Here is a 17,139-nt window from a genome sequence, read left to right on the forward strand (position 1 = left end):
CAGGCGACAACATCAAGATGGTTGTGACGCTGATCCACCCAATCGCGATGGACGACGGTCTGCGTTTCGCAATCCGTGAAGGCGGCCGTACCGTTGGCGCGGGCGTTGTTGCTAAAGTTCTGGGCTAATTAATTATCCCTGAAATAAAAAGGACGCTCCGGCGTCCTTTTTTGTTTTCTGCCGTTGGGGCATTGTCATAAAAATTCGCATTTTTTGCTTTCTCCCGCCACGTATTCCGACGCCCGCGCTATTGTAATCATAACCATTCTCACTTACACTTTGCGCATATTTTGAACGGGAGTCTTTATGTACGTTTGTTTATGTAATGGTGTAAGCGACAAAAAAATTCGTCAGGCCGTTCGCCAGTTTCAACCACAATCTTTCCAGCAGCTTCGCAAGTTTGTTCCGGTGGGAAATCAATGCGGTAAATGCGTTCGCGCAGCGCGTGAGATCATGCAGGACGAACTGATGCAGATCCCGGAATTCAAAGAGATCGCGTAAGCCTCTATCTTTTTTTTGACATCCCCGTAGCCCGATCTACGCTTCAATGAGTGGAAGCGGAGGGACTATATAATGAAAGGTGATGTTAAAATCATAAGTTATCTCAATAAATTATTGGGAAATGAGCTTGTCGCAATCAATCAGTATTTTCTCCATGCAAGAATGTTTAAAAACTGGGGACTGACTCGCCTCAACGATGTTGAATACCATGAGTCCATTGATGAAATGAAACACGCCGATAAATACATTGAGCGTATTTTATTCCTCGAAGGCATTCCTAACCTACAGGATCTCGGAAAACTGGGCATCGGAGAAGATGTCGAAGAGATGCTGCGTTCTGATCTCCGGCTGGAGCTGGAGGGTGCAAAAGATCTGCGTGAAGCCATTGCCTATGCGGACAGCGTACATGACTACGTCAGCCGCGATATGATGATCCAGATCCTGGCCGATGAAGAAGGGCACATCGACTGGCTTGAGACCGAACTGGATCTCATTAGCAAAATTGGCCTACAGAACTACCTTCAGTCTCAGATCAAAGTGGAAAGTTAATCAGGCTTTCCCAGCCAACGCATAAACCCGCTGCCGCCAGAAATGGCCCAAAAGGCAGTGGGTTTTTTAATGCCTGCTTATCAGGGGTAAATAACGAGAAAGCAACCAGATACAGCAGAGCCATTAACGCGGCCACTAATGCAAGTATTGGTAGTACACACCAGCCATGCCATGCCCCCAGCGCCGCCAGATATTTTATGTCGCCATATCCCATCCCTTCACGTCGGCAGATGAGACGGTATCCCCAATAGATAATGGCGAATCCGGCGTATCCTGCCATCGCACCCACTACCGCGCTCGGCAAAAAATCAGGATGGAGACAAAGCTGGTAGAGCAGGCCCGTCCATAGCAGCGGGCAAAGAAATTTATCGGGAAGAAGCCCCGTGCGAATATCGGTGCGAACAAGCAAGGCCGATAACGCAAAATAGATCAGCAGAAAGGGGAGGGACAGTAGCATAGCGAGAGCCTCAAAATGGTTTGAGCGCATACTCGTAATAATCTGCATTCCCGGCAATGTGTAAAAACAGCAATTGCGTAGCGGCTTCAGACAAAGAGTTGAGAAGGGATACTTTGCATAAAAAATTGCGCGGCCTTACGTATAGTACGTCTTTGGCGCTTAATTTCTAAACGGCACTTGCGTCTTTCTCTGATTTACGTATAATGCGCGGGCTTGTCGTAATTGACGGCGGGTTCAATCTGAACCAGAGTAGCTCACTTTGTTACTCAACAATGCTCCCAATTGGGGAGCTACGTAAGAACGGTTACACTCTCCCATCAATCGTAATGGGTTTGAGGAGTAATCATTTTCGTTTATAAAATAATTGGAGCTCTGGTCTCATGCAGAACCAAAGAATCCGTATCCGCCTTAAAGCGTTTGATCATCGTCTGATCGATCAATCAACCGCGGAAATCGTCGAGACTGCTAAGCGCACTGGTGCGCAAGTCCGTGGTCCGATCCCGCTGCCGACCCGCAAAGAGCGCTTTACCGTTCTGATCTCTCCGCACGTTAACAAAGATGCGCGTGATCAGTACGAAATCCGCACTCACAAGCGTCTGGTTGACATCGTTGAGCCAACTGAGAAAACCGTTGATGCTCTGATGCGTCTGGATCTGGCTGCCGGTGTAGACGTGCAGATCAGCCTGGGTTAATCAGGTCATCGAGCGATTGAGAGGTTGAAACAATGATTGGTTTAGTCGGTAAAAAAGTGGGTATGACCCGCATCTTCACTGAAGATGGCGTTTCTATCCCAGTAACCGTAATCGAAGTTGAAGCAAACCGCGTTACTCAGGTTAAAGATCTGGCTAACGATGGCTACCGCGCTATTCAGGTTACCACTGGTGCTAAAAAAGCTAACCGTGTAACCAAACCAGAAGCGGGTCACTTCGCTAAAGCTGGCGTTGAAGCTGGCCGTGGTCTGTGGGAATTCCGTCTTGCTGAAGGCGAAGAGTTCACCGTAGGTCAGGACATTAGCGTTGAGCTGTTTGCTGACGTTAAAAAAGTTGACGTAACCGGTACCTCTAAAGGTAAAGGTTTTGCTGGTACCGTTAAGCGCTGGAACTTCCGTACCCAGGACGCTACTCACGGTAACTCCTTGTCTCACCGCGTTCCGGGTTCTATCGGTCAGAACCAGACTCCGGGCAAAGTGTTCAAAGGCAAGAAAATGGCAGGTCAGCTGGGCAACGAACGTGTAACCGTTCAGAGCCTGGACGTAGTACGTGTTGACGCTGAGCGCAACCTGCTGCTGGTTAAAGGTGCGGTCCCGGGTGCAACCGGTAGCGACCTGATCGTTAAACCAGCTGTGAAGGCGTAAGGGGATAGCAATGGAATTAGTATTGAAAGACGCGCAGAGCGCGCTGACTGTTTCCGAAACTACCTTCGGTCGTGATTTCAACGAAGCGCTGGTTCACCAGGTTGTTGTTGCTTATGCAGCTGGTGCTCGTCAGGGTACTCGTGCTCAGAAGACTCGTGCTGAAGTAACTGGTTCAGGCAAAAAGCCATGGCGCCAGAAAGGTACCGGCCGTGCGCGTTCAGGTTCTATCAAGAGCCCGATCTGGCGTTCAGGTGGCGTGACCTTCGCTGCGCGTCCGCAGGACCACAGTCAAAAAGTTAACAAAAAGATGTACCGCGGCGCGCTGAAAAGCATTCTGTCCGAACTGGTACGTCAGGACCGTCTGATCGTTGTCGAGAAGTTCTCTGTTGAAGCGCCTAAAACTAAGCTGCTGGCACAGAAACTGAAAGACATGGCTCTGGAAGATGTGCTGATCATCACCGGTGAGCTGGACGAGAACCTGTTCCTGGCCGCGCGTAACCTGCACAAGGTTGACGTACGCGACGCGACTGGTATCGACCCGGTTAGCCTGATCGCCTTCGACAAAGTCGTAATGACTGCTGATGCTGTTAAGCAAGTTGAGGAGATGCTGGCATGATTCGTGAAGAACGTCTGCTGAAGGTGCTGCGCGCACCGCACGTTTCTGAAAAAGCGTCTACTGCGATGGAAAAAACAAACACCATCGTTCTCAAAGTTGCTAAAGACGCGACCAAAGCAGAGATCAAAGCTGCTGTGCAGAAACTGTTTGAAGTCGAAGTCGAAGTCGTTAACACCCTGGTAGTTAAAGGGAAAGTTAAACGTCACGGACAGCGTATCGGTCGTCGTAGCGACTGGAAAAAAGCTTACGTCACCCTGAAAGAAGGCCAGAACCTGGACTTCGTTGGCGGCGCTGAGTAAGTCGGAGGAGTAATACAATGGCAGTTGTTAAATGTAAACCGACATCTCCGGGTCGTCGCCACGTAGTTAAAGTGGTTAACCCTGAGCTGCACAAGGGCAAACCTTTTGCTCCGTTGCTGGAAAAAAACAGCAAATCCGGTGGTCGTAACAACAATGGCCGTATCACCACTCGTCACATCGGTGGTGGCCACAAGCAGGCTTATCGTATTGTTGACTTCAAACGCAACAAAGACGGTATCCCAGCAGTTGTTGAGCGTCTTGAGTACGATCCGAACCGTTCCGCGAACATCGCGCTGGTTCTGTACAAAGATGGCGAACGCCGTTACATCCTGGCCCCTAAAGGCCTGAAAGCTGGCGACCAGATTCAGTCTGGCGTTGATGCTGCAATCAAAGCAGGCAACACCCTGCCGATGCGCAATATCCCGGTTGGTTCTACCGTTCATAACGTAGAAATGAAACCAGGTAAAGGCGGTCAGCTGGCGCGTTCCGCGGGTACTTACGTTCAGATCGTTGCGCGTGACGGTGCTTATGTCACCCTGCGTCTGCGTTCTGGTGAAATGCGTAAAGTCGAAGCAGACTGCCGCGCTACTCTGGGCGAAGTTGGCAATGCTGAGCATATGCTGCGCGTTCTGGGTAAAGCTGGTGCTGCACGCTGGCGTGGTGTTCGTCCTACCGTTCGCGGTACTGCGATGAACCCAGTCGACCACCCACATGGTGGTGGTGAAGGTCGTAACTTTGGTAAGCACCCGGTAACTCCGTGGGGCGTTCAGACCAAAGGTAAGAAGACCCGCAGCAACAAGCGTACTGATAAATTTATCGTACGTCGCCGTAGCAAATAATTTTAGAGGATAAGCCATGCCACGTTCTCTCAAGAAAGGTCCTTTTATTGACCTGCACTTGCTGAAGAAGGTAGAGAAAGCGGTGGAAAGCGGAGACAAGAAGCCCCTGCGCACTTGGTCCCGTCGTTCAACGATCTTTCCTAACATGATCGGTTTGACCATCGCTGTCCATAATGGTCGTCAGCACGTTCCAGTCTTTGTTACCGACGAAATGGTTGGTCACAAACTGGGTGAATTCGCACCGACTCGTACTTATCGCGGCCACGCTGCTGATAAAAAAGCGAAGAAGAAATAAGGTAGGAGGAAGAGATGGAAACTTTAGCTCAACATCGCCATGCTCGTTCTTCTGCACAGAAGGTTCGCCTTGTTGCTGACCTGATTCGCGGTAAGAAAGTGTCGCAGGCCCTGGACATCCTGACCTATACCAACAAGAAAGCTGCGGTATTGGTCAAGAAAGTACTGGAATCTGCCATTGCTAACGCTGAACACAACGATGGCGCTGACATCGACGATCTGAAAGTCGCGAAAATTTTCGTAGATGAAGGCCCAAGCATGAAGCGCATTATGCCGCGTGCGAAAGGTCGTGCAGATCGCATCCTGAAGCGCACCAGCCACATTACTGTGGTTGTGTCCGATCGCTGAGACTCTGGAGACTAGCAATGGGTCAGAAAGTACATCCTAATGGTATTCGCCTGGGTATTGTAAAACCATGGAACTCTACCTGGTTTGCGAACACCAAAGAATTCGCTGACAACCTGGACAGCGATTTTAAAGTACGTCAGTACCTGACTAAGGAACTGGCTAAAGCGTCTGTATCTCGTATCGTTATCGAGCGTCCAGCTAAGAGCATCCGTGTGACTATTCACACTGCTCGCCCTGGCATCGTTATCGGTAAGAAAGGCGAAGACGTAGAAAAACTGCGCAAGGTCGTAGCGGATATCGCTGGCGTTCCTGCACAGATCAATATCGCTGAAGTTCGTAAGCCTGAACTGGACGCTAAATTGGTTGCTGACAGCATCACTTCTCAGCTGGAACGTCGTGTTATGTTCCGTCGTGCTATGAAGCGTGCTGTACAGAACGCAATGCGTCTGGGCGCTAAAGGTATCAAAGTTGAAGTTAGCGGCCGTCTGGGCGGCGCGGAAATCGCACGTACCGAATGGTACCGCGAAGGTCGCGTACCGCTGCACACTCTGCGTGCTGACATCGACTACAACACCTCTGAAGCGCACACCACTTACGGTGTAATCGGCGTTAAGGTATGGATCTTCAAAGGTGAGATCCTGGGTGGTATGGCTGCTGTTGAACAACCGGAAAAACCGGCTGCTCAACCTAAAAAGCAGCAGCGTAAAGGCCGTAAATAAGGAGCGTCGCTGATGTTACAACCAAAGCGTACAAAATTCCGTAAAGTGCACAAAGGCCGCAACCGTGGTCTGGCGCAGGGTACGGATGTTAGCTTCGGCACTTTCGGTCTGAAAGCTGTTGGCCGTGGTCGTCTGACTGCACGTCAGATCGAAGCAGCACGTCGTGCAATGACCCGTGCAGTTAAGCGTCAAGGTAAGATCTGGATCCGTGTATTCCCGGACAAACCGATCACCGAGAAGCCACTGGAAGTTCGTATGGGTAAAGGTAAAGGTAACGTGGAGTACTGGGTTGCCTTGATCCAACCGGGCAAAGTCCTTTATGAAATGGACGGTGTTCCGGAAGAGCTGGCCCGTGAAGCCTTCGGCCTGGCAGCAGCGAAACTGCCTATCAAAACCACCTTTGTAACTAAGACGGTGATGTAATGAAAGCAAAAGAGCTGCGTGAAAAAAGCGTTGAAGAGCTGAACGCTGAGCTGCTGAACCTGCTGCGTGAGCAGTTCAACCTGCGTATGCAGGCTGCAAGTGGCCAGCTGCAACAGACTCACCTGCTGAAGCAAGTGCGTCGCAATGTTGCGCGCGTTAAGACTTTACTGACTCAGAAGGCGGGTGCGTAATGACCGATAAAATCCGTACTCTGCAAGGTCGTGTTGTTAGCGATAAAATGGAGAAATCCATTGTTGTAGCTATCGAACGTTTTGTGAAACACCCGATCTACGGTAAATTCATCAAGCGTACGACCAAACTGCACGTACATGACGAGAACAACGAATGTGGTATCGGCGACAAGGTGGAAATCCGTGAATGCCGTCCACTGTCCAAGACTAAGTCCTGGACGCTGGTTCGCGTTGTAGAGAAAGCGGTTCTGTAATAGAGTACGCATTCTCAATACGAATAAACGGCTCAGCGATGAGCCGTTTATTTTTTCTACCCATATTGCAGAAGCGGTGTTATAATGCCGCGCCCTCGATATGGGGCTTTTTAACGGCTCTGATTTTAGAGTCTCAGGTAGTAGTTGACATTAGCGGAGCACTAAAATGATCCAAGAACAGACTATGCTGAACGTCGCCGACAACTCCGGTGCACGTCGCGTAATGTGTATCAAGGTTCTGGGTGGCTCGCACCGTCGCTACGCAGGCGTAGGCGACATCATCAAGATCACCATCAAGGAAGCAATTCCACGTGGTAAGGTCAAAAAAGGTGATGTGCTGAAGGCGGTAGTGGTGCGCACCAAGAAGGGTGTTCGTCGCCCTGACGGTTCTGTCATTCGCTTCGATGGTAATGCATGCGTTATTTTAAACAATAACAGCGAGCAGCCTATCGGCACGCGTATCTTTGGGCCGGTAACTCGTGAACTTCGTACTGAGAAGTTCATGAAAATTATCTCTCTGGCACCAGAAGTACTCTAAGGAGCGAATCATGGCAGCGAAAATCCGTCGTGATGACGAAGTTATCGTGTTAACCGGTAAAGATAAAGGTAAACGCGGTAAAGTAAAAAATGTTCTGTCTTCCGGCAAACTTGTCGTTGAAGGTATCAACCTGGTTAAGAAACATCAGAAGCCGGTTCCGGCCCTGAACCAACCAGGCGGCATCGTTGAAAAAGAAGCTGCTATTCAGGTTTCTAACGTTGCAATCTTCAATGCGGCTACCGGCAAGGCTGACCGTGTAGGCTTTAGATTCGAAGACGGTAAAAAAGTCCGTTTCTTCAAATCTAACAGCGAAACTATCAAGTAATTTGGAGTAGTACGATGGCGAAACTGCATGATTACTACAAAGACGAAGTAGTTAACAAACTCATGACTGAGTTTAACTACAATTCTGTCATGCAAGTCCCTCGGGTCGAGAAGATCACCCTGAACATGGGTGTTGGTGAAGCGATCGCTGACAAGAAACTGCTGGATAACGCAGCAGCTGACCTGACAGCAATCTCCGGTCAAAAACCGCTGATCACCAAAGCACGCAAATCTGTTGCAGGCTTCAAAATCCGTCAGGGCTATCCGATCGGCTGTAAAGTAACTCTACGTGGCGAACGCATGTGGGAGTTCCTTGAGCGCCTGATCACTATTGCTGTTCCACGTATCCGTGACTTCCGTGGCTTGTCCGCTAAGTCTTTCGACGGTCGTGGTAACTACAGCATGGGTGTCCGTGAGCAGATCATCTTCCCAGAAATCGACTACGATAAAGTCGACCGCGTGCGTGGTTTGGATATTACCATTACCACTACTGCGAAATCTGATGAAGAAGGCCGTGCTCTGCTGGCTGCCTTTGACTTCCCGTTCCGCAAGTAAGGTAGGGTTACTGAATGGCTAAGCAATCAATGAAAGCACGCGAAGTAAAGCGCGTAGCTTTAGCTGATAAATTCTTCGCTAAACGCGCTGAACTGAAAGCGATCATTTCTGATGTGAACGCTTCCGACGAAGATCGTTGGAATGCGGTTCTCAAGCTGCAGTCTCTGCCGCGTGATTCCAGCCCGTCTCGTCAGCGTAACCGCTGTCGTCAAACAGGTCGTCCACATGGTTATGTGGGCAAGTTTGGGTTGAGCCGTATCAAACTGCGTGAAGCCGCCATGCGCGGTGAAGTGCCAGGCTTGAAAAAGGCTAGCTGGTAATTACCAATTGAATCACGGGAGTAAAGACAGATGAGCATGCAAGATCCGATCGCGGATATGCTGACCCGTATCCGTAACGGTCAGGCCGCGAACAAAGTTGCGGTCACCATGCCTTCCGCCAAGCTGAAAGTGGCAATTGCCAACGTGCTGAAGGAAGAAGGTTTTATCGAAGATTTTAAAGTTGAAGGCGACACCAAGCCGGAACTGGAACTTACTCTCAAGTATTTCCAGGGTAAAGCTGTTGTAGAAAGCATTCAGCGTGTCAGCCGCCCAGGCCTGCGCATCTATAAGAAAAAAGATGAGCTGCCAAAAGTAATGGCTGGTCTTGGTATCGCAGTTGTTTCTACCTCTAAAGGTGTTATGACTGATCGTGCAGCGCGCCAGGCTGGTCTTGGTGGCGAAATTATCTGCTACGTAGCCTAATCGGAGGAAAGAATGTCTCGTGTTGCTAAAGCACCGGTCGTTATTCCTGCCGGCGTTGATGTAAAAATCGACGGTCAGGTTATTACGATCAAAGGTAAAAACGGCGAGCTGACTCGTACCCTCAACAATGCTGTTGAAGTTAAACATGCAGATAACGCTCTGACCTTCGGTCCACGTGATGGTTTCGTGGATGGATGGGCTCAGGCTGGTACCGCGCGTGCCCTGCTGAACTCAATGGTTGTTGGTGTTACCGAAGGCTTCACTAAAAAGCTTCAGCTGGTTGGTGTAGGTTATCGTGCAGCTATCAAAGGGAATGCAGTAGGCCTGTCTCTGGGCTTCTCACACCCTGTTGAGCATCCGCTGCCGGCCGGTATCACTGCAGAATGCCCGACTCAGACTGAAATCGTGCTGAAAGGCGCTGATAAACAGCTGATCGGTCAGGTTGCAGCAGATCTGCGCGCCTACCGTCGTCCTGAGCCTTATAAAGGCAAGGGTGTTCGTTACGCCGACGAAGTCGTGCGTACCAAAGAGGCTAAGAAGAAGTAAGGTAACACTATGGATAAGAAATCTGCTCGTATCCGTCGTGCGACCCGCGCACGCCGCAAGCTCAAAGAGCTGGGTGCAACTCGCCTGGTGGTACATCGTACCCCGCGTCATATTTACGCACAGGTAATTGCACCGAACGGTTCTGAAGTTCTGGTAGCTGCTTCTACTGTAGAAAAAGCTATCTCAGAACAATTGAAGTATACCGGTAACAAAGACGCCGCAGCAGCTGTAGGTAAAGCTGTCGCTGAACGCGCTCTGGAAAAAGGCATCAGCAATGTTTCCTTTGACCGTTCCGGGTTCCAATATCATGGTCGTGTCCAGGCACTGGCAGATGCTGCCCGTGAAGCTGGCCTTCAGTTCTAAGGTAGAGGTGTAAGATGGCTCACATCGAAAAACAGGCTGGCGAACTGCAGGAAAAGCTGATCGCGGTAAACCGCGTATCTAAAACCGTTAAAGGTGGTCGTATTTTCTCCTTCACAGCTCTGACTGTAGTGGGTGATGGTAACGGTCGCGTTGGTTTTGGTTACGGTAAAGCGCGTGAAGTTCCAGCAGCGATCCAGAAAGCGATGGAAAAAGCCCGTCGCAATATGATTAACGTCGCGCTGAACAACGGTACCCTGCAACACCCAGTTAAAGGTGTTCACACGGGTTCTCGTGTATTCATGCAGCCAGCTTCCGAAGGTACCGGTATCATCGCCGGTGGTGCAATGCGCGCCGTTCTGGAAGTTGCTGGAGTTCATAACGTTCTGGCTAAAGCATATGGTTCCACCAACCCGATCAACGTGGTTCGTGCAACTATTGATGGCCTGGAAAATATGAATTCTCCAGAAATGGTCGCTGCCAAGCGTGGTAAATCCGTTGAAGAAATTCTGGGGTAATTGACCATGGCAAAGACTATTAAAATCACTCAAACCCGCAGTGCAATCGGTCGTCTGCCGAAACACAAGGCAACGCTGCTTGGCCTGGGTCTGCGTCGTATTGGTCATACCGTTGAGCGCGAGGATACTCCTGCTGTTCGTGGTATGGTCAACGCGGTTTACTTCATGGTTAAAGTTGAGGAGTAAGAGATGCGTTTAAATACTCTGTCTCCGGCCGAAGGCTCTAAAAAGGCGGGTAAACGCCTGGGTCGTGGTATCGGTTCTGGCCTCGGCAAAACCGGTGGTCGTGGTCACAAAGGTCAGAACTCTCGTTCTGGCGGTGGCGTACGTCGCGGTTTCGAGGGTGGCCAGATGCCACTGTACCGTCGTCTGCCGAAGTTCGGCTTCACCTCTCGCAAAGCAGCGATCACAGCGGAAATCCGTCTGTCTGACCTGGCGAAAGTTGAAGGCGGCGTTGTAGACCTGAACACGCTGAAAGCGGCTAACATTATCGGTATCCAGATCGAGTTCGCGAAAGTGATCCTGGCTGGTGAAGTTTCTACTCCGGTAACTGTTCGTGGCCTGCGTGTTACTAAAGGTGCTCGTGCTGCTATCGAAGCTGCTGGCGGTAAAATTGAGGAATAAGTAGCAGATGGCTAAGCAACCGGGATTAGATTTTCAAAGTGCCAAAGGTGGATTTGGCGAGCTGAAACGCAGACTGCTGTTTGTAATCGGCGCGCTGATTGTGTTCCGTATTGGCTCTTTTATTCCGATCCCTGGTATTGATGCCGCTGTACTTGCCAAACTGCTTGAGCAACAGCGAGGCACCATCATTGAAATGTTCAACATGTTCTCTGGTGGTGCTCTCAGCCGTGCTTCTATTTTCGCACTGGGTATTATGCCGTACATTTCGGCATCGATTATTATCCAGCTGCTGACGGTCGTTCATCCGGCCCTGGCAGAGTTGAAGAAAGAAGGGGAGTCTGGACGTCGTAAGATTAGCCAGTACACCCGTTACGGCACTCTGGTGCTGGCAATATTCCAGTCGATCGGTATTGCTACCGGTCTTCCGAATATGCCTGGTATGCAAGGTCTGGTATTAAACCCAGGCTTTGCATTCTATTTCACCGCTGTTGTAAGTCTGGTCACAGGGACCATGTTCCTGATGTGGCTCGGCGAACAGATTACTGAACGAGGTATCGGTAACGGTATCTCAATCATTATCTTCGCCGGTATCGTTGCGGGTCTCCCGCCGGCCATCGCCCATACTATCGAGCAAGCGCGTCAAGGCGACCTGCACTTCCTCCTGTTGCTGTTGGTTGCAGTATTAGTATTTGCAGTGACGTTCTTTGTTGTCTTCGTTGAACGTGGTCAACGCCGCATTGTGGTGAACTACGCTAAACGTCAGCAGGGTCGTCGTGTCTATGCTGCACAGAGCACACATTTACCGCTGAAAGTGAATATGGCGGGGGTTATCCCGGCTATCTTCGCTTCCAGTATTATTCTGTTCCCGGCAACCATCGCGTCATGGTTCGGGGGCGGTACTGGTTGGAACTGGCTGACAACAATTTCGCTGTATTTGCAGCCTGGGCAACCACTTTATGTGTTACTCTATGCGTCTGCGATCATCTTCTTCTGTTTCTTCTACACGGCGTTGGTCTTCAACCCGCGTGAAACAGCAGATAACCTGAAGAAGTCCGGTGCATTTGTACCAGGAATTCGTCCGGGAGAGCAAACGGCGAAGTATATCGATAAAGTAATGACTCGCCTGACTTTGGTTGGTGCGCTTTATATTACTTTTATCTGCCTGATCCCGGAGTTCATGCGTGATGCAATGAAAGTACCGTTCTACTTCGGTGGGACCTCACTGCTTATCGTTGTGGTCGTGATTATGGACTTTATGGCTCAAGTGCAAACTCTGATGATGTCCAGTCAGTATGAGTCTGCATTGAAGAAGGCGAACCTGAAAGGCTACGGCCGCTAACTGGTCGCCTGAGAAGTTACGGAGAGTAAAAATGAAAGTTCGTGCTTCCGTCAAGAAATTATGCCGTAACTGCAAAATCGTTAAGCGTGATGGTGTCATCCGTGTGATTTGCAGTGCCGAGCCGAAGCATAAACAGCGCCAAGGCTGATTATTTCGCATATTTTTCTTGCAAAGTTGGGTTGAGCTGGCTAGATTAGCCAGCCAATCTTTTGTATGTCTGTACGTTTCCATTTGAGTATCCTGAAAACGGGCTTTTCAGCATGGTGCGTACATATTAAATAGTAGGAGTGCATAGTGGCCCGTATAGCAGGCATTAACATTCCTGATCAGAAACATGCTGTGATCGCATTAACTTCGATCTATGGCGTCGGCAAGACCCGTTCTAAAGCCATTCTGGCTGCAGCGGGTATCGCTGAAGATGTTAAGATCAGTGAGCTGTCTGAAGAACAAATCGACACGCTGCGTGACGAAGTTGCCAAATTTGTCGTTGAAGGTGATCTGCGCCGTGAAATCAGCATGAGCATCAAGCGCCTGATGGATCTTGGTTGCTATCGCGGTTTGCGTCATCGTCGTGGTCTGCCAGTGCGCGGTCAGCGTACTAAGACCAACGCACGTACCCGTAAGGGTCCGCGCAAACCGATCAAGAAATAATCGGGGTGATTGAATAATGGCAAAGGCACCAGTTCGTGCACGTAAACGTGTAAGAAAACAAGTCTCTGACGGCGTGGCTCATATCCATGCTTCTTTCAACAACACCATCGTTACTATTACTGATCGTCAGGGTAACGCATTGGGTTGGGCAACAGCCGGTGGTTCCGGTTTCCGTGGTTCTCGCAAATCCACTCCGTTCGCAGCTCAGGTTGCAGCAGAGCGTTGCGCTGAAGCCGTAAAAGAATACGGCATCAAGAATCTGGAAGTTATGGTTAAAGGTCCGGGTCCGGGTCGTGAATCTACTGTTCGCGCTCTGAACGCCGCTGGTTTCCGCATCACGAATATTACTGATGTGACTCCGATCCCTCATAACGGTTGTCGTCCGCCGAAAAAACGTCGCGTATAACGCTCGTTTTTTAGGTTAGTTGGAGATAGAAAATGGCAAGATATTTGGGTCCTAAGCTCAAGCTGAGCCGTCGTGAGGGCACCGACTTATTCCTTAAGTCTGGCGTTCGCGCGATCGATACCAAGTGTAAAATTGAACAAGCTCCTGGCCAGCACGGTGCGCGTAAACCGCGTCTGTCTGACTATGGTGTGCAGTTGCGTGAAAAGCAAAAAGTTCGCCGTATCTACGGTGTGCTGGAGCGTCAGTTCCGTAACTACTATAAAGAAGCAGCACGTCTGAAAGGCAACACAGGTGAAAACCTGCTGGCTCTGCTGGAAGGTCGTCTGGACAACGTTGTATACCGTATGGGCTTCGGCGCGACTCGTGCTGAATCACGCCAGCTGGTTAGCCATAAAGCAATCATGGTAAACGGTCGTGTTGTTAACATCGCTTCTTATCAGGTTAAAGCGAATGACGTTGTTAGCATTCGTGAGAAAGCGAAAAAGCAATCTCGCGTGAAAGCCGCTCTGGAGCTGGCTGAGCAGCGTGAAAAGCCAACCTGGCTGGAAGTTGATGCTGGCAAGATGGAAGGTACGTTCAAGCGTCAGCCAGAACGTTCTGATCTGTCTGCGGACATTAACGAACACCTGATCGTCGAGCTTTACTCCAAGTAAAGCTTAGTACCAAAGAGAGGACACAATGCAGGGTTCTGTGACAGAGTTTCTAAAACCGCGCCTGGTAGATATCGAGCAAGTGAGTTCGACGCACGCCAAGGTGACCCTTGAGCCTTTAGAGCGTGGCTTTGGCCATACTCTGGGTAACGCACTGCGCCGTATTCTGCTCTCATCGATGCCGGGTTGCGCGGTGACCGAGGTTGAGATTGATGGTGTACTTCATGAGTACAGCACCAAAGAAGGCGTTCAGGAAGATATCCTTGAAATCCTGCTCAACCTGAAAGGGCTGGCGGTGAGAGTTCAGGGTAAAGATGAAGTTATTCTTACTCTGAATAAATCTGGCATTGGCCCTGTGACTGCAGCCGACATCACCCACGACGGTGATGTTGAAATCGTCAAGCCGCAGCACGTGATCTGCCACCTGACCGATGAGAACGCAGCTATTAGCATGCGTATCAAAGTTCAGCGCGGTCGTGGTTATGTGCCGGCTTCTGCCCGAATTCATTCGGAAGAAGATGAGCGCCCAATCGGCCGTCTGCTGGTCGACGCATGTTACAGCCCTGTAGAGCGTATTGCCTACAATGTTGAAGCAGCGCGTGTAGAACAGCGTACCGACCTGGACAAGCTGGTCATCGAAATGGAAACCAATGGCACAATCGATCCTGAAGAGGCGATTCGTCGTGCGGCAACCATCCTGGCAGAACAACTGGAAGCTTTCGTTGACTTACGTGATGTACGTCAGCCGGAAGTGAAAGAAGAGAAACCAGAATTCGATCCGATCCTGCTGCGCCCTGTTGACGATCTGGAATTGACTGTCCGCTCTGCTAACTGCCTCAAGGCAGAAGCTATCCACTATATCGGTGATCTGGTACAGCGTACCGAGGTTGAGTTGCTGAAAACGCCGAACCTGGGTAAAAAATCTCTTACCGAGATTAAAGACGTGCTGGCTTCACGTGGTCTGTCTCTGGGCATGCGCCTGGAAAACTGGCCACCGGCAAGCATTGCTGACGAGTAACCGGATCACAGGTTAAGGTTTTACTGAGAAGGATAAGGTCATGCGCCATCGTAAGAGTGGTCGTCAACTGAACCGCAACAGCAGCCATCGCCAGGCTATGTTCCGCAACATGGCAGGTTCACTGGTTCGTCATGAAATCATCAAGACGACCCTGCCTAAAGCGAAAGAGCTGCGTCGCGTAGTTGAGCCGCTGATTACTCTTGCCAAGACTGACAGCGTTGCTAATCGTCGTCTGGCATTCGCCCGTACTCGTGATAACGAGATCGTGGCAAAACTGTTTAACGAACTGGGCCCGCGTTTCGCGAGCCGTGCCGGTGGTTACACTCGCATTCTGAAGTGTGGCTTCCGTGCAGGCGACAACGCGCCGATGGCTTACATCGAGCTGGTTGATCGTTCAGAGAAAGCAGAAGCTGCTGCAGAGTAATCTGTAGTAACGTAAAAAAACCCGCCTCGGCGGGTTTTTTTATATCCGCAGAATCTCCACTTATCTACAATGTCTGTATCTTTTCTGCTCATCCCCTGGAGTTCATTATGTGGTTGCTCGATCAGTGGGCTGAACGCCATATTTGCGATGCCCAAAACAAAGGTGAGTTCGAAAATCTTCCCGGCAGCGGTGAGCCGCTGATTCTGGACGATGATTCACATATTTCCCCTGAATTACGGGCCGGTTATCGCTTACTGAAAAACGCAGGTTGTTTACCGCCTGAACTTCAGCAACGCAATGAAGCCGTCGAGCTTGCCGATCTGCTTAAAGGCATTCATAAGAATGACCCGCGGTACTCCGAGATCAGTCGTCGGTTGGCGCTCATCGAGCTAAAACTGCGCCAGACGGGAATGAATACTAACTTTTTGCATGGTGAGTACAGTGAAAGGTTAATGCAAAAAATAAACGAGGAGTAGCCATGTACCGCATAGGTGAACTTGCGAAGCTTGCTAACGTAACGCCGGATACTATCCGCTACTACGAAAAGCAGCAGATGATCGATCATGAGGTCAGAACGGAAGGTGGATTTCGCCTTTATACGGATAACGACCTGCAACGCCTTCGTTTTATCCGCTATGCACGGCAACTCGGCTTCACGCTGGAGTCGATCCGTGAACTGCTGTCGATCCGTATCGATCCTGAACATCATACGTGTCAGGAATCTAAAAGCATCGTTCAGGCCCGGCTGGATGAAGTTGAAGGACGCATTCAGGAGCTGCAAGCCATGCAGCGATCTCTGCAAAGGTTAAATGACGCGTGCTGCGGTACCGCTCATAGCAGTGTTTATTGCTCAATACTGGAAGCTCTTGAACAGGGCGCCAGTAGTGAAACTCAGGGTTGTTGATTTTTTATCAGCCAGGGACTAGACTCCCGCCGACATTAACTATGCTCAGGAGAAATGATGAGCCGCTATCAGCATACGAAGGGACAAATTAAGGATAACGCCATTGAGGCATTGCTTCACGACCCGCTTTTCAGACAGCGTGTTGAGAAGAACAAGAAAGGAAAAGGGAGTTATCTACGTAAAGGTAAACATGCACAACGGGGTAACTGGGAGGCCAGTGGCAAGCAAGCTAATCGCTTTTTTACCACTGGCCTTTCTGTTTCTGTCGCCTGATTAAACGCGGTTGTTCTGCTCTTTTAACAGATCGCGAATTTCAGTCAGTAAGACTTCTTCTTTAGTTGGTGCTGGCGGGGCAGCAGCCGGTTCTTCTTTTTTACGGTTAAGTCTGTTGATAAGTTTGATCGCCATGAAAATGGCAAATGCCACGATCACGAAATCAAATACGTTCTGAATGAATACGCCATAGTGCATTACAACCGCAGGGATATCGCCCTGAGCCTCCCGAAGGGTGAAGGCGAACTGTTTGAAATCAATGCCTCCAATCAACAGTCCTAACGGCGGCATAATAATGTCGGCGACTAATGATGAAACGATCTTACCGAACGCCGCACCAATAATGACACCCACAGCCAAATCCACCACATTCCCGCGCATCGCAAATTCGCGAAACTCTTTAATAAAACTCATTATGTTCT

At 50.0% G+C, this 17,139-nt stretch carries 35 protein-coding genes and 1 pseudogene; 34 read left to right on the forward strand and 2 right to left on the reverse strand.

Annotated elements, in window-relative coordinates:
* The 3 genes and pseudogenes from tuf to bfr all read left to right on the forward strand — a co-directional run.
* Positions 1-128: pseudogene (tuf, locus tag ACJTMZ_RS21950) on the forward strand (elongation factor Tu); the annotation flags it as partial.
* A gap of 178 nt (positions 129-306) precedes the next feature.
* Positions 307-501 (forward strand): bacterioferritin-associated ferredoxin, encoded by a 195-nt coding sequence (gene bfd, locus ACJTMZ_RS21955; protein ID WP_003863268.1) that lies wholly within the window; start codon positions 307-309, stop codon positions 499-501.
* Between the two features lie 72 nt (positions 502-573).
* Positions 574-1,050: a bacterioferritin gene (bfr, locus tag ACJTMZ_RS21960; protein ID WP_003863270.1), complete on the forward strand. Its 477-nt coding sequence runs from the start codon at positions 574-576 to the stop codon at positions 1,048-1,050.
* On the opposite strand, the gene ACJTMZ_RS21965 is transcribed toward bfr, so the two are convergent.
* Positions 1,034-1,507 (reverse strand): A24 family peptidase, encoded by a 474-nt coding sequence (locus ACJTMZ_RS21965; RefSeq protein WP_017693881.1) that lies wholly within the window; start codon positions 1,505-1,507, stop codon positions 1,034-1,036. The two genes, bfr and ACJTMZ_RS21965, sit on opposite strands and share 17 nt — an antisense overlap.
* Positions 1,508-1,887: 380 nt before the next feature.
* On the opposite strand from ACJTMZ_RS21965, the gene rpsJ reads away from it, so the two are divergent.
* The 31 genes from rpsJ (at position 1,888) to ACJTMZ_RS22120 (ending at position 16,717) form a co-directional block, all read left to right on the forward strand.
* Positions 1,888-2,199 (forward strand): 30S ribosomal protein S10, encoded by a 312-nt coding sequence (rpsJ, locus tag ACJTMZ_RS21970; protein ID WP_001181005.1) that lies wholly within the window; start codon positions 1,888-1,890, stop codon positions 2,197-2,199.
* 32 nt (positions 2,200-2,231) lie between these two features.
* Positions 2,232-2,861 (forward strand): 50S ribosomal protein L3, encoded by a 630-nt coding sequence (gene rplC / locus ACJTMZ_RS21975; protein ID WP_003863274.1) that lies wholly within the window; start codon positions 2,232-2,234, stop codon positions 2,859-2,861.
* A 10-nt stretch (positions 2,862-2,871) separates the two neighbouring features.
* Positions 2,872-3,477 (forward strand): 50S ribosomal protein L4, encoded by a 606-nt coding sequence (gene rplD, locus ACJTMZ_RS21980; RefSeq protein ID WP_000424395.1) that lies wholly within the window; start codon positions 2,872-2,874, stop codon positions 3,475-3,477.
* On the forward strand, positions 3,474-3,776 hold the full coding sequence (gene rplW / locus ACJTMZ_RS21985) for a 50S ribosomal protein L23 (RefSeq protein WP_000617546.1): 303 nt from the start codon (positions 3,474-3,476) through the stop codon (positions 3,774-3,776). Before rplD ends, rplW begins: the two co-directional genes overlap by 4 nt.
* Before the next feature lie 17 nt (positions 3,777-3,793).
* A complete protein-coding gene (gene rplB, locus ACJTMZ_RS21990; RefSeq protein ID WP_000301859.1) occupies positions 3,794-4,615 on the forward strand; it encodes a 50S ribosomal protein L2 in 822 nt (273 codons plus the stop codon).
* 16 nt (positions 4,616-4,631) lie between these two features.
* Positions 4,632-4,910, forward strand: a complete 279-nt coding sequence (gene rpsS, locus ACJTMZ_RS21995; protein WP_001138117.1) for a 30S ribosomal protein S19 — start codon at positions 4,632-4,634, stop codon at positions 4,908-4,910.
* A 14-nt stretch (positions 4,911-4,924) separates the two neighbouring features.
* Positions 4,925-5,257, forward strand: a complete 333-nt coding sequence (gene rplV, locus ACJTMZ_RS22000; protein WP_002919773.1) for a 50S ribosomal protein L22 — start codon at positions 4,925-4,927, stop codon at positions 5,255-5,257.
* A 17-nt stretch (positions 5,258-5,274) separates the two neighbouring features.
* Positions 5,275-5,976: a 30S ribosomal protein S3 gene (rpsC, locus tag ACJTMZ_RS22005; RefSeq protein ID WP_000529945.1), complete on the forward strand. Its 702-nt coding sequence runs from the start codon at positions 5,275-5,277 to the stop codon at positions 5,974-5,976.
* A 12-nt stretch (positions 5,977-5,988) separates the two neighbouring features.
* Entirely contained in the window at positions 5,989-6,399 is a 411-nt protein-coding gene (rplP, locus tag ACJTMZ_RS22010; RefSeq protein ID WP_002919759.1) for a 50S ribosomal protein L16, read from the forward strand.
* Positions 6,399-6,590 carry a 50S ribosomal protein L29 gene (rpmC, locus tag ACJTMZ_RS22015; protein ID WP_003863282.1) on the forward strand — a complete coding sequence of 64 codons (192 nt, stop codon included), beginning with the start codon at positions 6,399-6,401 and terminating at the stop codon, positions 6,588-6,590. The genes rplP and rpmC overlap by 1 nt, the downstream gene beginning before the upstream one ends.
* Positions 6,590-6,844 carry a 30S ribosomal protein S17 gene (gene rpsQ, locus ACJTMZ_RS22020; protein WP_002438707.1) on the forward strand — a complete coding sequence of 85 codons (255 nt, stop codon included), beginning with the start codon at positions 6,590-6,592 and terminating at the stop codon, positions 6,842-6,844. Before rpmC ends, rpsQ begins: the two co-directional genes overlap by 1 nt.
* Before the next feature lie 166 nt (positions 6,845-7,010).
* On the forward strand, positions 7,011-7,382 hold the full coding sequence (gene rplN, locus ACJTMZ_RS22025; protein WP_002919748.1) for a 50S ribosomal protein L14: 372 nt from the start codon (positions 7,011-7,013) through the stop codon (positions 7,380-7,382).
* 10 nt (positions 7,383-7,392) lie between these two features.
* The gene (gene rplX / locus ACJTMZ_RS22030; RefSeq protein ID WP_003863287.1) at positions 7,393-7,707 is read left to right on the forward strand and encodes a 50S ribosomal protein L24; all 315 of its coding nucleotides are present in this window, start codon (positions 7,393-7,395) and stop codon (positions 7,705-7,707) included.
* A 14-nt stretch (positions 7,708-7,721) separates the two neighbouring features.
* A complete protein-coding gene (gene rplE / locus ACJTMZ_RS22035; protein WP_003863290.1) occupies positions 7,722-8,261 on the forward strand; it encodes a 50S ribosomal protein L5 in 540 nt (179 codons plus the stop codon).
* A 14-nt stretch (positions 8,262-8,275) separates the two neighbouring features.
* Positions 8,276-8,581 carry a 30S ribosomal protein S14 gene (gene rpsN / locus ACJTMZ_RS22040; RefSeq protein WP_003863291.1) on the forward strand — a complete coding sequence of 102 codons (306 nt, stop codon included), beginning with the start codon at positions 8,276-8,278 and terminating at the stop codon, positions 8,579-8,581.
* Positions 8,582-8,611: 30 nt separating this feature from the next.
* The gene (gene rpsH / locus ACJTMZ_RS22045) at positions 8,612-9,004 is read left to right on the forward strand and encodes a 30S ribosomal protein S8 (protein ID WP_006178918.1); all 393 of its coding nucleotides are present in this window, start codon (positions 8,612-8,614) and stop codon (positions 9,002-9,004) included.
* Positions 9,005-9,016: 12 nt separating this feature from the next.
* Complete coding sequence (gene rplF, locus ACJTMZ_RS22050; protein ID WP_006178917.1) at positions 9,017-9,550, forward strand: 50S ribosomal protein L6; 534 nt, start codon at positions 9,017-9,019, stop codon at positions 9,548-9,550.
* Positions 9,551-9,559: 9 nt separating this feature from the next.
* Complete coding sequence (gene rplR, locus ACJTMZ_RS22055; protein WP_003863297.1) at positions 9,560-9,913, forward strand: 50S ribosomal protein L18; 354 nt, start codon at positions 9,560-9,562, stop codon at positions 9,911-9,913.
* 14 nt (positions 9,914-9,927) lie between these two features.
* Entirely contained in the window at positions 9,928-10,428 is a 501-nt protein-coding gene (gene rpsE, locus ACJTMZ_RS22060; protein ID WP_003863299.1) for a 30S ribosomal protein S5, read from the forward strand.
* A gap of 6 nt (positions 10,429-10,434) precedes the next feature.
* Positions 10,435-10,614 (forward strand): 50S ribosomal protein L30, encoded by a 180-nt coding sequence (gene rpmD / locus ACJTMZ_RS22065; RefSeq protein WP_003863301.1) that lies wholly within the window; start codon positions 10,435-10,437, stop codon positions 10,612-10,614.
* A 3-nt stretch (positions 10,615-10,617) separates the two neighbouring features.
* Positions 10,618-11,052, forward strand: a complete 435-nt coding sequence (gene rplO, locus ACJTMZ_RS22070; RefSeq protein ID WP_003863304.1) for a 50S ribosomal protein L15 — start codon at positions 10,618-10,620, stop codon at positions 11,050-11,052.
* A 7-nt stretch (positions 11,053-11,059) separates the two neighbouring features.
* Positions 11,060-12,391, forward strand: a complete 1,332-nt coding sequence (gene secY / locus ACJTMZ_RS22075; RefSeq protein ID WP_003863305.1) for a preprotein translocase subunit SecY — start codon at positions 11,060-11,062, stop codon at positions 12,389-12,391.
* A gap of 31 nt (positions 12,392-12,422) precedes the next feature.
* A complete protein-coding gene (gene rpmJ / locus ACJTMZ_RS22080) occupies positions 12,423-12,539 on the forward strand; it encodes a 50S ribosomal protein L36 (protein WP_000868187.1) in 117 nt (38 codons plus the stop codon).
* Between the two features lie 146 nt (positions 12,540-12,685).
* Positions 12,686-13,042: a 30S ribosomal protein S13 gene (rpsM, locus tag ACJTMZ_RS22085; protein WP_003863308.1), complete on the forward strand. Its 357-nt coding sequence runs from the start codon at positions 12,686-12,688 to the stop codon at positions 13,040-13,042.
* A gap of 16 nt (positions 13,043-13,058) precedes the next feature.
* On the forward strand, positions 13,059-13,448 hold the full coding sequence (rpsK, locus tag ACJTMZ_RS22090; protein WP_003863312.1) for a 30S ribosomal protein S11: 390 nt from the start codon (positions 13,059-13,061) through the stop codon (positions 13,446-13,448).
* Between the two features lie 32 nt (positions 13,449-13,480).
* Complete coding sequence (rpsD, locus tag ACJTMZ_RS22095; RefSeq protein WP_003863314.1) at positions 13,481-14,101, forward strand: 30S ribosomal protein S4; 621 nt, start codon at positions 13,481-13,483, stop codon at positions 14,099-14,101.
* 25 nt (positions 14,102-14,126) lie between these two features.
* A complete protein-coding gene (locus ACJTMZ_RS22100) occupies positions 14,127-15,116 on the forward strand; it encodes a DNA-directed RNA polymerase subunit alpha (RefSeq protein ID WP_002919219.1) in 990 nt (329 codons plus the stop codon).
* Between the two features lie 40 nt (positions 15,117-15,156).
* On the forward strand, positions 15,157-15,540 hold the full coding sequence (gene rplQ, locus ACJTMZ_RS22105; RefSeq protein WP_001216368.1) for a 50S ribosomal protein L17: 384 nt from the start codon (positions 15,157-15,159) through the stop codon (positions 15,538-15,540).
* 107 nt (positions 15,541-15,647) lie between these two features.
* Positions 15,648-16,016, forward strand: coding sequence for a DUF1992 domain-containing protein (locus ACJTMZ_RS22110; RefSeq protein ID WP_015571405.1), 369 nt, complete (start codon positions 15,648-15,650; stop codon positions 16,014-16,016).
* A 2-nt stretch (positions 16,017-16,018) separates the two neighbouring features.
* A complete protein-coding gene (zntR, locus tag ACJTMZ_RS22115; protein WP_003863328.1) occupies positions 16,019-16,444 on the forward strand; it encodes a Zn(2+)-responsive transcriptional regulator in 426 nt (141 codons plus the stop codon).
* Between the two features lie 57 nt (positions 16,445-16,501).
* Positions 16,502-16,717, forward strand: coding sequence for an alternative ribosome-rescue factor A (locus tag ACJTMZ_RS22120; RefSeq protein WP_017383729.1), 216 nt, complete (start codon positions 16,502-16,504; stop codon positions 16,715-16,717).
* Here ACJTMZ_RS22120 and mscL read toward each other — a convergent pair whose 3' ends face one another.
* Positions 16,718-17,131: a large-conductance mechanosensitive channel protein MscL gene (gene mscL / locus ACJTMZ_RS22125; protein ID WP_003863335.1), complete on the reverse strand. Its 414-nt coding sequence runs from the start codon at positions 17,129-17,131 to the stop codon at positions 16,718-16,720.
* Positions 17,132-17,139 lie beyond the last annotated feature (8 nt).

The organism is Enterobacter sp. DN (genome assembly GCF_046054285.1).
GTDB classification, from domain to species: Bacteria; Pseudomonadota; Gammaproteobacteria; order Enterobacterales; family Enterobacteriaceae; genus Enterobacter; species Enterobacter hormaechei_C.

What these genes read in the sequence shown, in the direction of transcription:
- bfd (WP_003863268.1), top strand. Translation starts at nt 307, where the DNA reads ATGTACGTTTGTTTATGTAATGGTGTAAGCGACAAAAAAATTCGTCAG.
- bfr (WP_003863270.1), top strand. Translation starts at nt 574, where the DNA reads ATGAAAGGTGATGTTAAAATCATAAGTTATCTCAATAAATTATTGGGA.
- ACJTMZ_RS21965 (WP_017693881.1), bottom strand. Translation starts at nt 1,507, where the DNA reads ATGCTACTGTCCCTCCCCTTTCTGCTGATCTATTTTGCGTTATCGGCC.
- rpsJ (WP_001181005.1), top strand. Translation starts at nt 1,888, where the DNA reads ATGCAGAACCAAAGAATCCGTATCCGCCTTAAAGCGTTTGATCATCGT.
- rplC (WP_003863274.1), top strand. Translation starts at nt 2,232, where the DNA reads ATGATTGGTTTAGTCGGTAAAAAAGTGGGTATGACCCGCATCTTCACT.
- rplD (WP_000424395.1), top strand. Translation starts at nt 2,872, where the DNA reads ATGGAATTAGTATTGAAAGACGCGCAGAGCGCGCTGACTGTTTCCGAA.
- rplW (WP_000617546.1), top strand. Translation starts at nt 3,474, where the DNA reads ATGATTCGTGAAGAACGTCTGCTGAAGGTGCTGCGCGCACCGCACGTT.
- rplB (WP_000301859.1), top strand. Translation starts at nt 3,794, where the DNA reads ATGGCAGTTGTTAAATGTAAACCGACATCTCCGGGTCGTCGCCACGTA.
- rpsS (WP_001138117.1), top strand. Translation starts at nt 4,632, where the DNA reads ATGCCACGTTCTCTCAAGAAAGGTCCTTTTATTGACCTGCACTTGCTG.
- rplV (WP_002919773.1), top strand. Translation starts at nt 4,925, where the DNA reads ATGGAAACTTTAGCTCAACATCGCCATGCTCGTTCTTCTGCACAGAAG.
- rpsC (WP_000529945.1), top strand. Translation starts at nt 5,275, where the DNA reads ATGGGTCAGAAAGTACATCCTAATGGTATTCGCCTGGGTATTGTAAAA.
- rplP (WP_002919759.1), top strand. Translation starts at nt 5,989, where the DNA reads ATGTTACAACCAAAGCGTACAAAATTCCGTAAAGTGCACAAAGGCCGC.
- rpmC (WP_003863282.1), top strand. Translation starts at nt 6,399, where the DNA reads ATGAAAGCAAAAGAGCTGCGTGAAAAAAGCGTTGAAGAGCTGAACGCT.
- rpsQ (WP_002438707.1), top strand. Translation starts at nt 6,590, where the DNA reads ATGACCGATAAAATCCGTACTCTGCAAGGTCGTGTTGTTAGCGATAAA.
- rplN (WP_002919748.1), top strand. Translation starts at nt 7,011, where the DNA reads ATGATCCAAGAACAGACTATGCTGAACGTCGCCGACAACTCCGGTGCA.
- rplX (WP_003863287.1), top strand. Translation starts at nt 7,393, where the DNA reads ATGGCAGCGAAAATCCGTCGTGATGACGAAGTTATCGTGTTAACCGGT.
- rplE (WP_003863290.1), top strand. Translation starts at nt 7,722, where the DNA reads ATGGCGAAACTGCATGATTACTACAAAGACGAAGTAGTTAACAAACTC.
- rpsN (WP_003863291.1), top strand. Translation starts at nt 8,276, where the DNA reads ATGGCTAAGCAATCAATGAAAGCACGCGAAGTAAAGCGCGTAGCTTTA.
- rpsH (WP_006178918.1), top strand. Translation starts at nt 8,612, where the DNA reads ATGAGCATGCAAGATCCGATCGCGGATATGCTGACCCGTATCCGTAAC.
- rplF (WP_006178917.1), top strand. Translation starts at nt 9,017, where the DNA reads ATGTCTCGTGTTGCTAAAGCACCGGTCGTTATTCCTGCCGGCGTTGAT.
- rplR (WP_003863297.1), top strand. Translation starts at nt 9,560, where the DNA reads ATGGATAAGAAATCTGCTCGTATCCGTCGTGCGACCCGCGCACGCCGC.
- rpsE (WP_003863299.1), top strand. Translation starts at nt 9,928, where the DNA reads ATGGCTCACATCGAAAAACAGGCTGGCGAACTGCAGGAAAAGCTGATC.
- rpmD (WP_003863301.1), top strand. Translation starts at nt 10,435, where the DNA reads ATGGCAAAGACTATTAAAATCACTCAAACCCGCAGTGCAATCGGTCGT.
- rplO (WP_003863304.1), top strand. Translation starts at nt 10,618, where the DNA reads ATGCGTTTAAATACTCTGTCTCCGGCCGAAGGCTCTAAAAAGGCGGGT.
- secY (WP_003863305.1), top strand. Translation starts at nt 11,060, where the DNA reads ATGGCTAAGCAACCGGGATTAGATTTTCAAAGTGCCAAAGGTGGATTT.
- rpmJ (WP_000868187.1), top strand. Translation starts at nt 12,423, where the DNA reads ATGAAAGTTCGTGCTTCCGTCAAGAAATTATGCCGTAACTGCAAAATC.
- rpsK (WP_003863312.1), top strand. Translation starts at nt 13,059, where the DNA reads ATGGCAAAGGCACCAGTTCGTGCACGTAAACGTGTAAGAAAACAAGTC.
- rpsD (WP_003863314.1), top strand. Translation starts at nt 13,481, where the DNA reads ATGGCAAGATATTTGGGTCCTAAGCTCAAGCTGAGCCGTCGTGAGGGC.
- ACJTMZ_RS22100 (WP_002919219.1), top strand. Translation starts at nt 14,127, where the DNA reads ATGCAGGGTTCTGTGACAGAGTTTCTAAAACCGCGCCTGGTAGATATC.
- rplQ (WP_001216368.1), top strand. Translation starts at nt 15,157, where the DNA reads ATGCGCCATCGTAAGAGTGGTCGTCAACTGAACCGCAACAGCAGCCAT.
- ACJTMZ_RS22110 (WP_015571405.1), top strand. Translation starts at nt 15,648, where the DNA reads ATGTGGTTGCTCGATCAGTGGGCTGAACGCCATATTTGCGATGCCCAA.
- zntR (WP_003863328.1), top strand. Translation starts at nt 16,019, where the DNA reads ATGTACCGCATAGGTGAACTTGCGAAGCTTGCTAACGTAACGCCGGAT.
- ACJTMZ_RS22120 (WP_017383729.1), top strand. Translation starts at nt 16,502, where the DNA reads ATGAGCCGCTATCAGCATACGAAGGGACAAATTAAGGATAACGCCATT.
- mscL (WP_003863335.1), bottom strand. Translation starts at nt 17,131, where the DNA reads ATGAGTTTTATTAAAGAGTTTCGCGAATTTGCGATGCGCGGGAATGTG.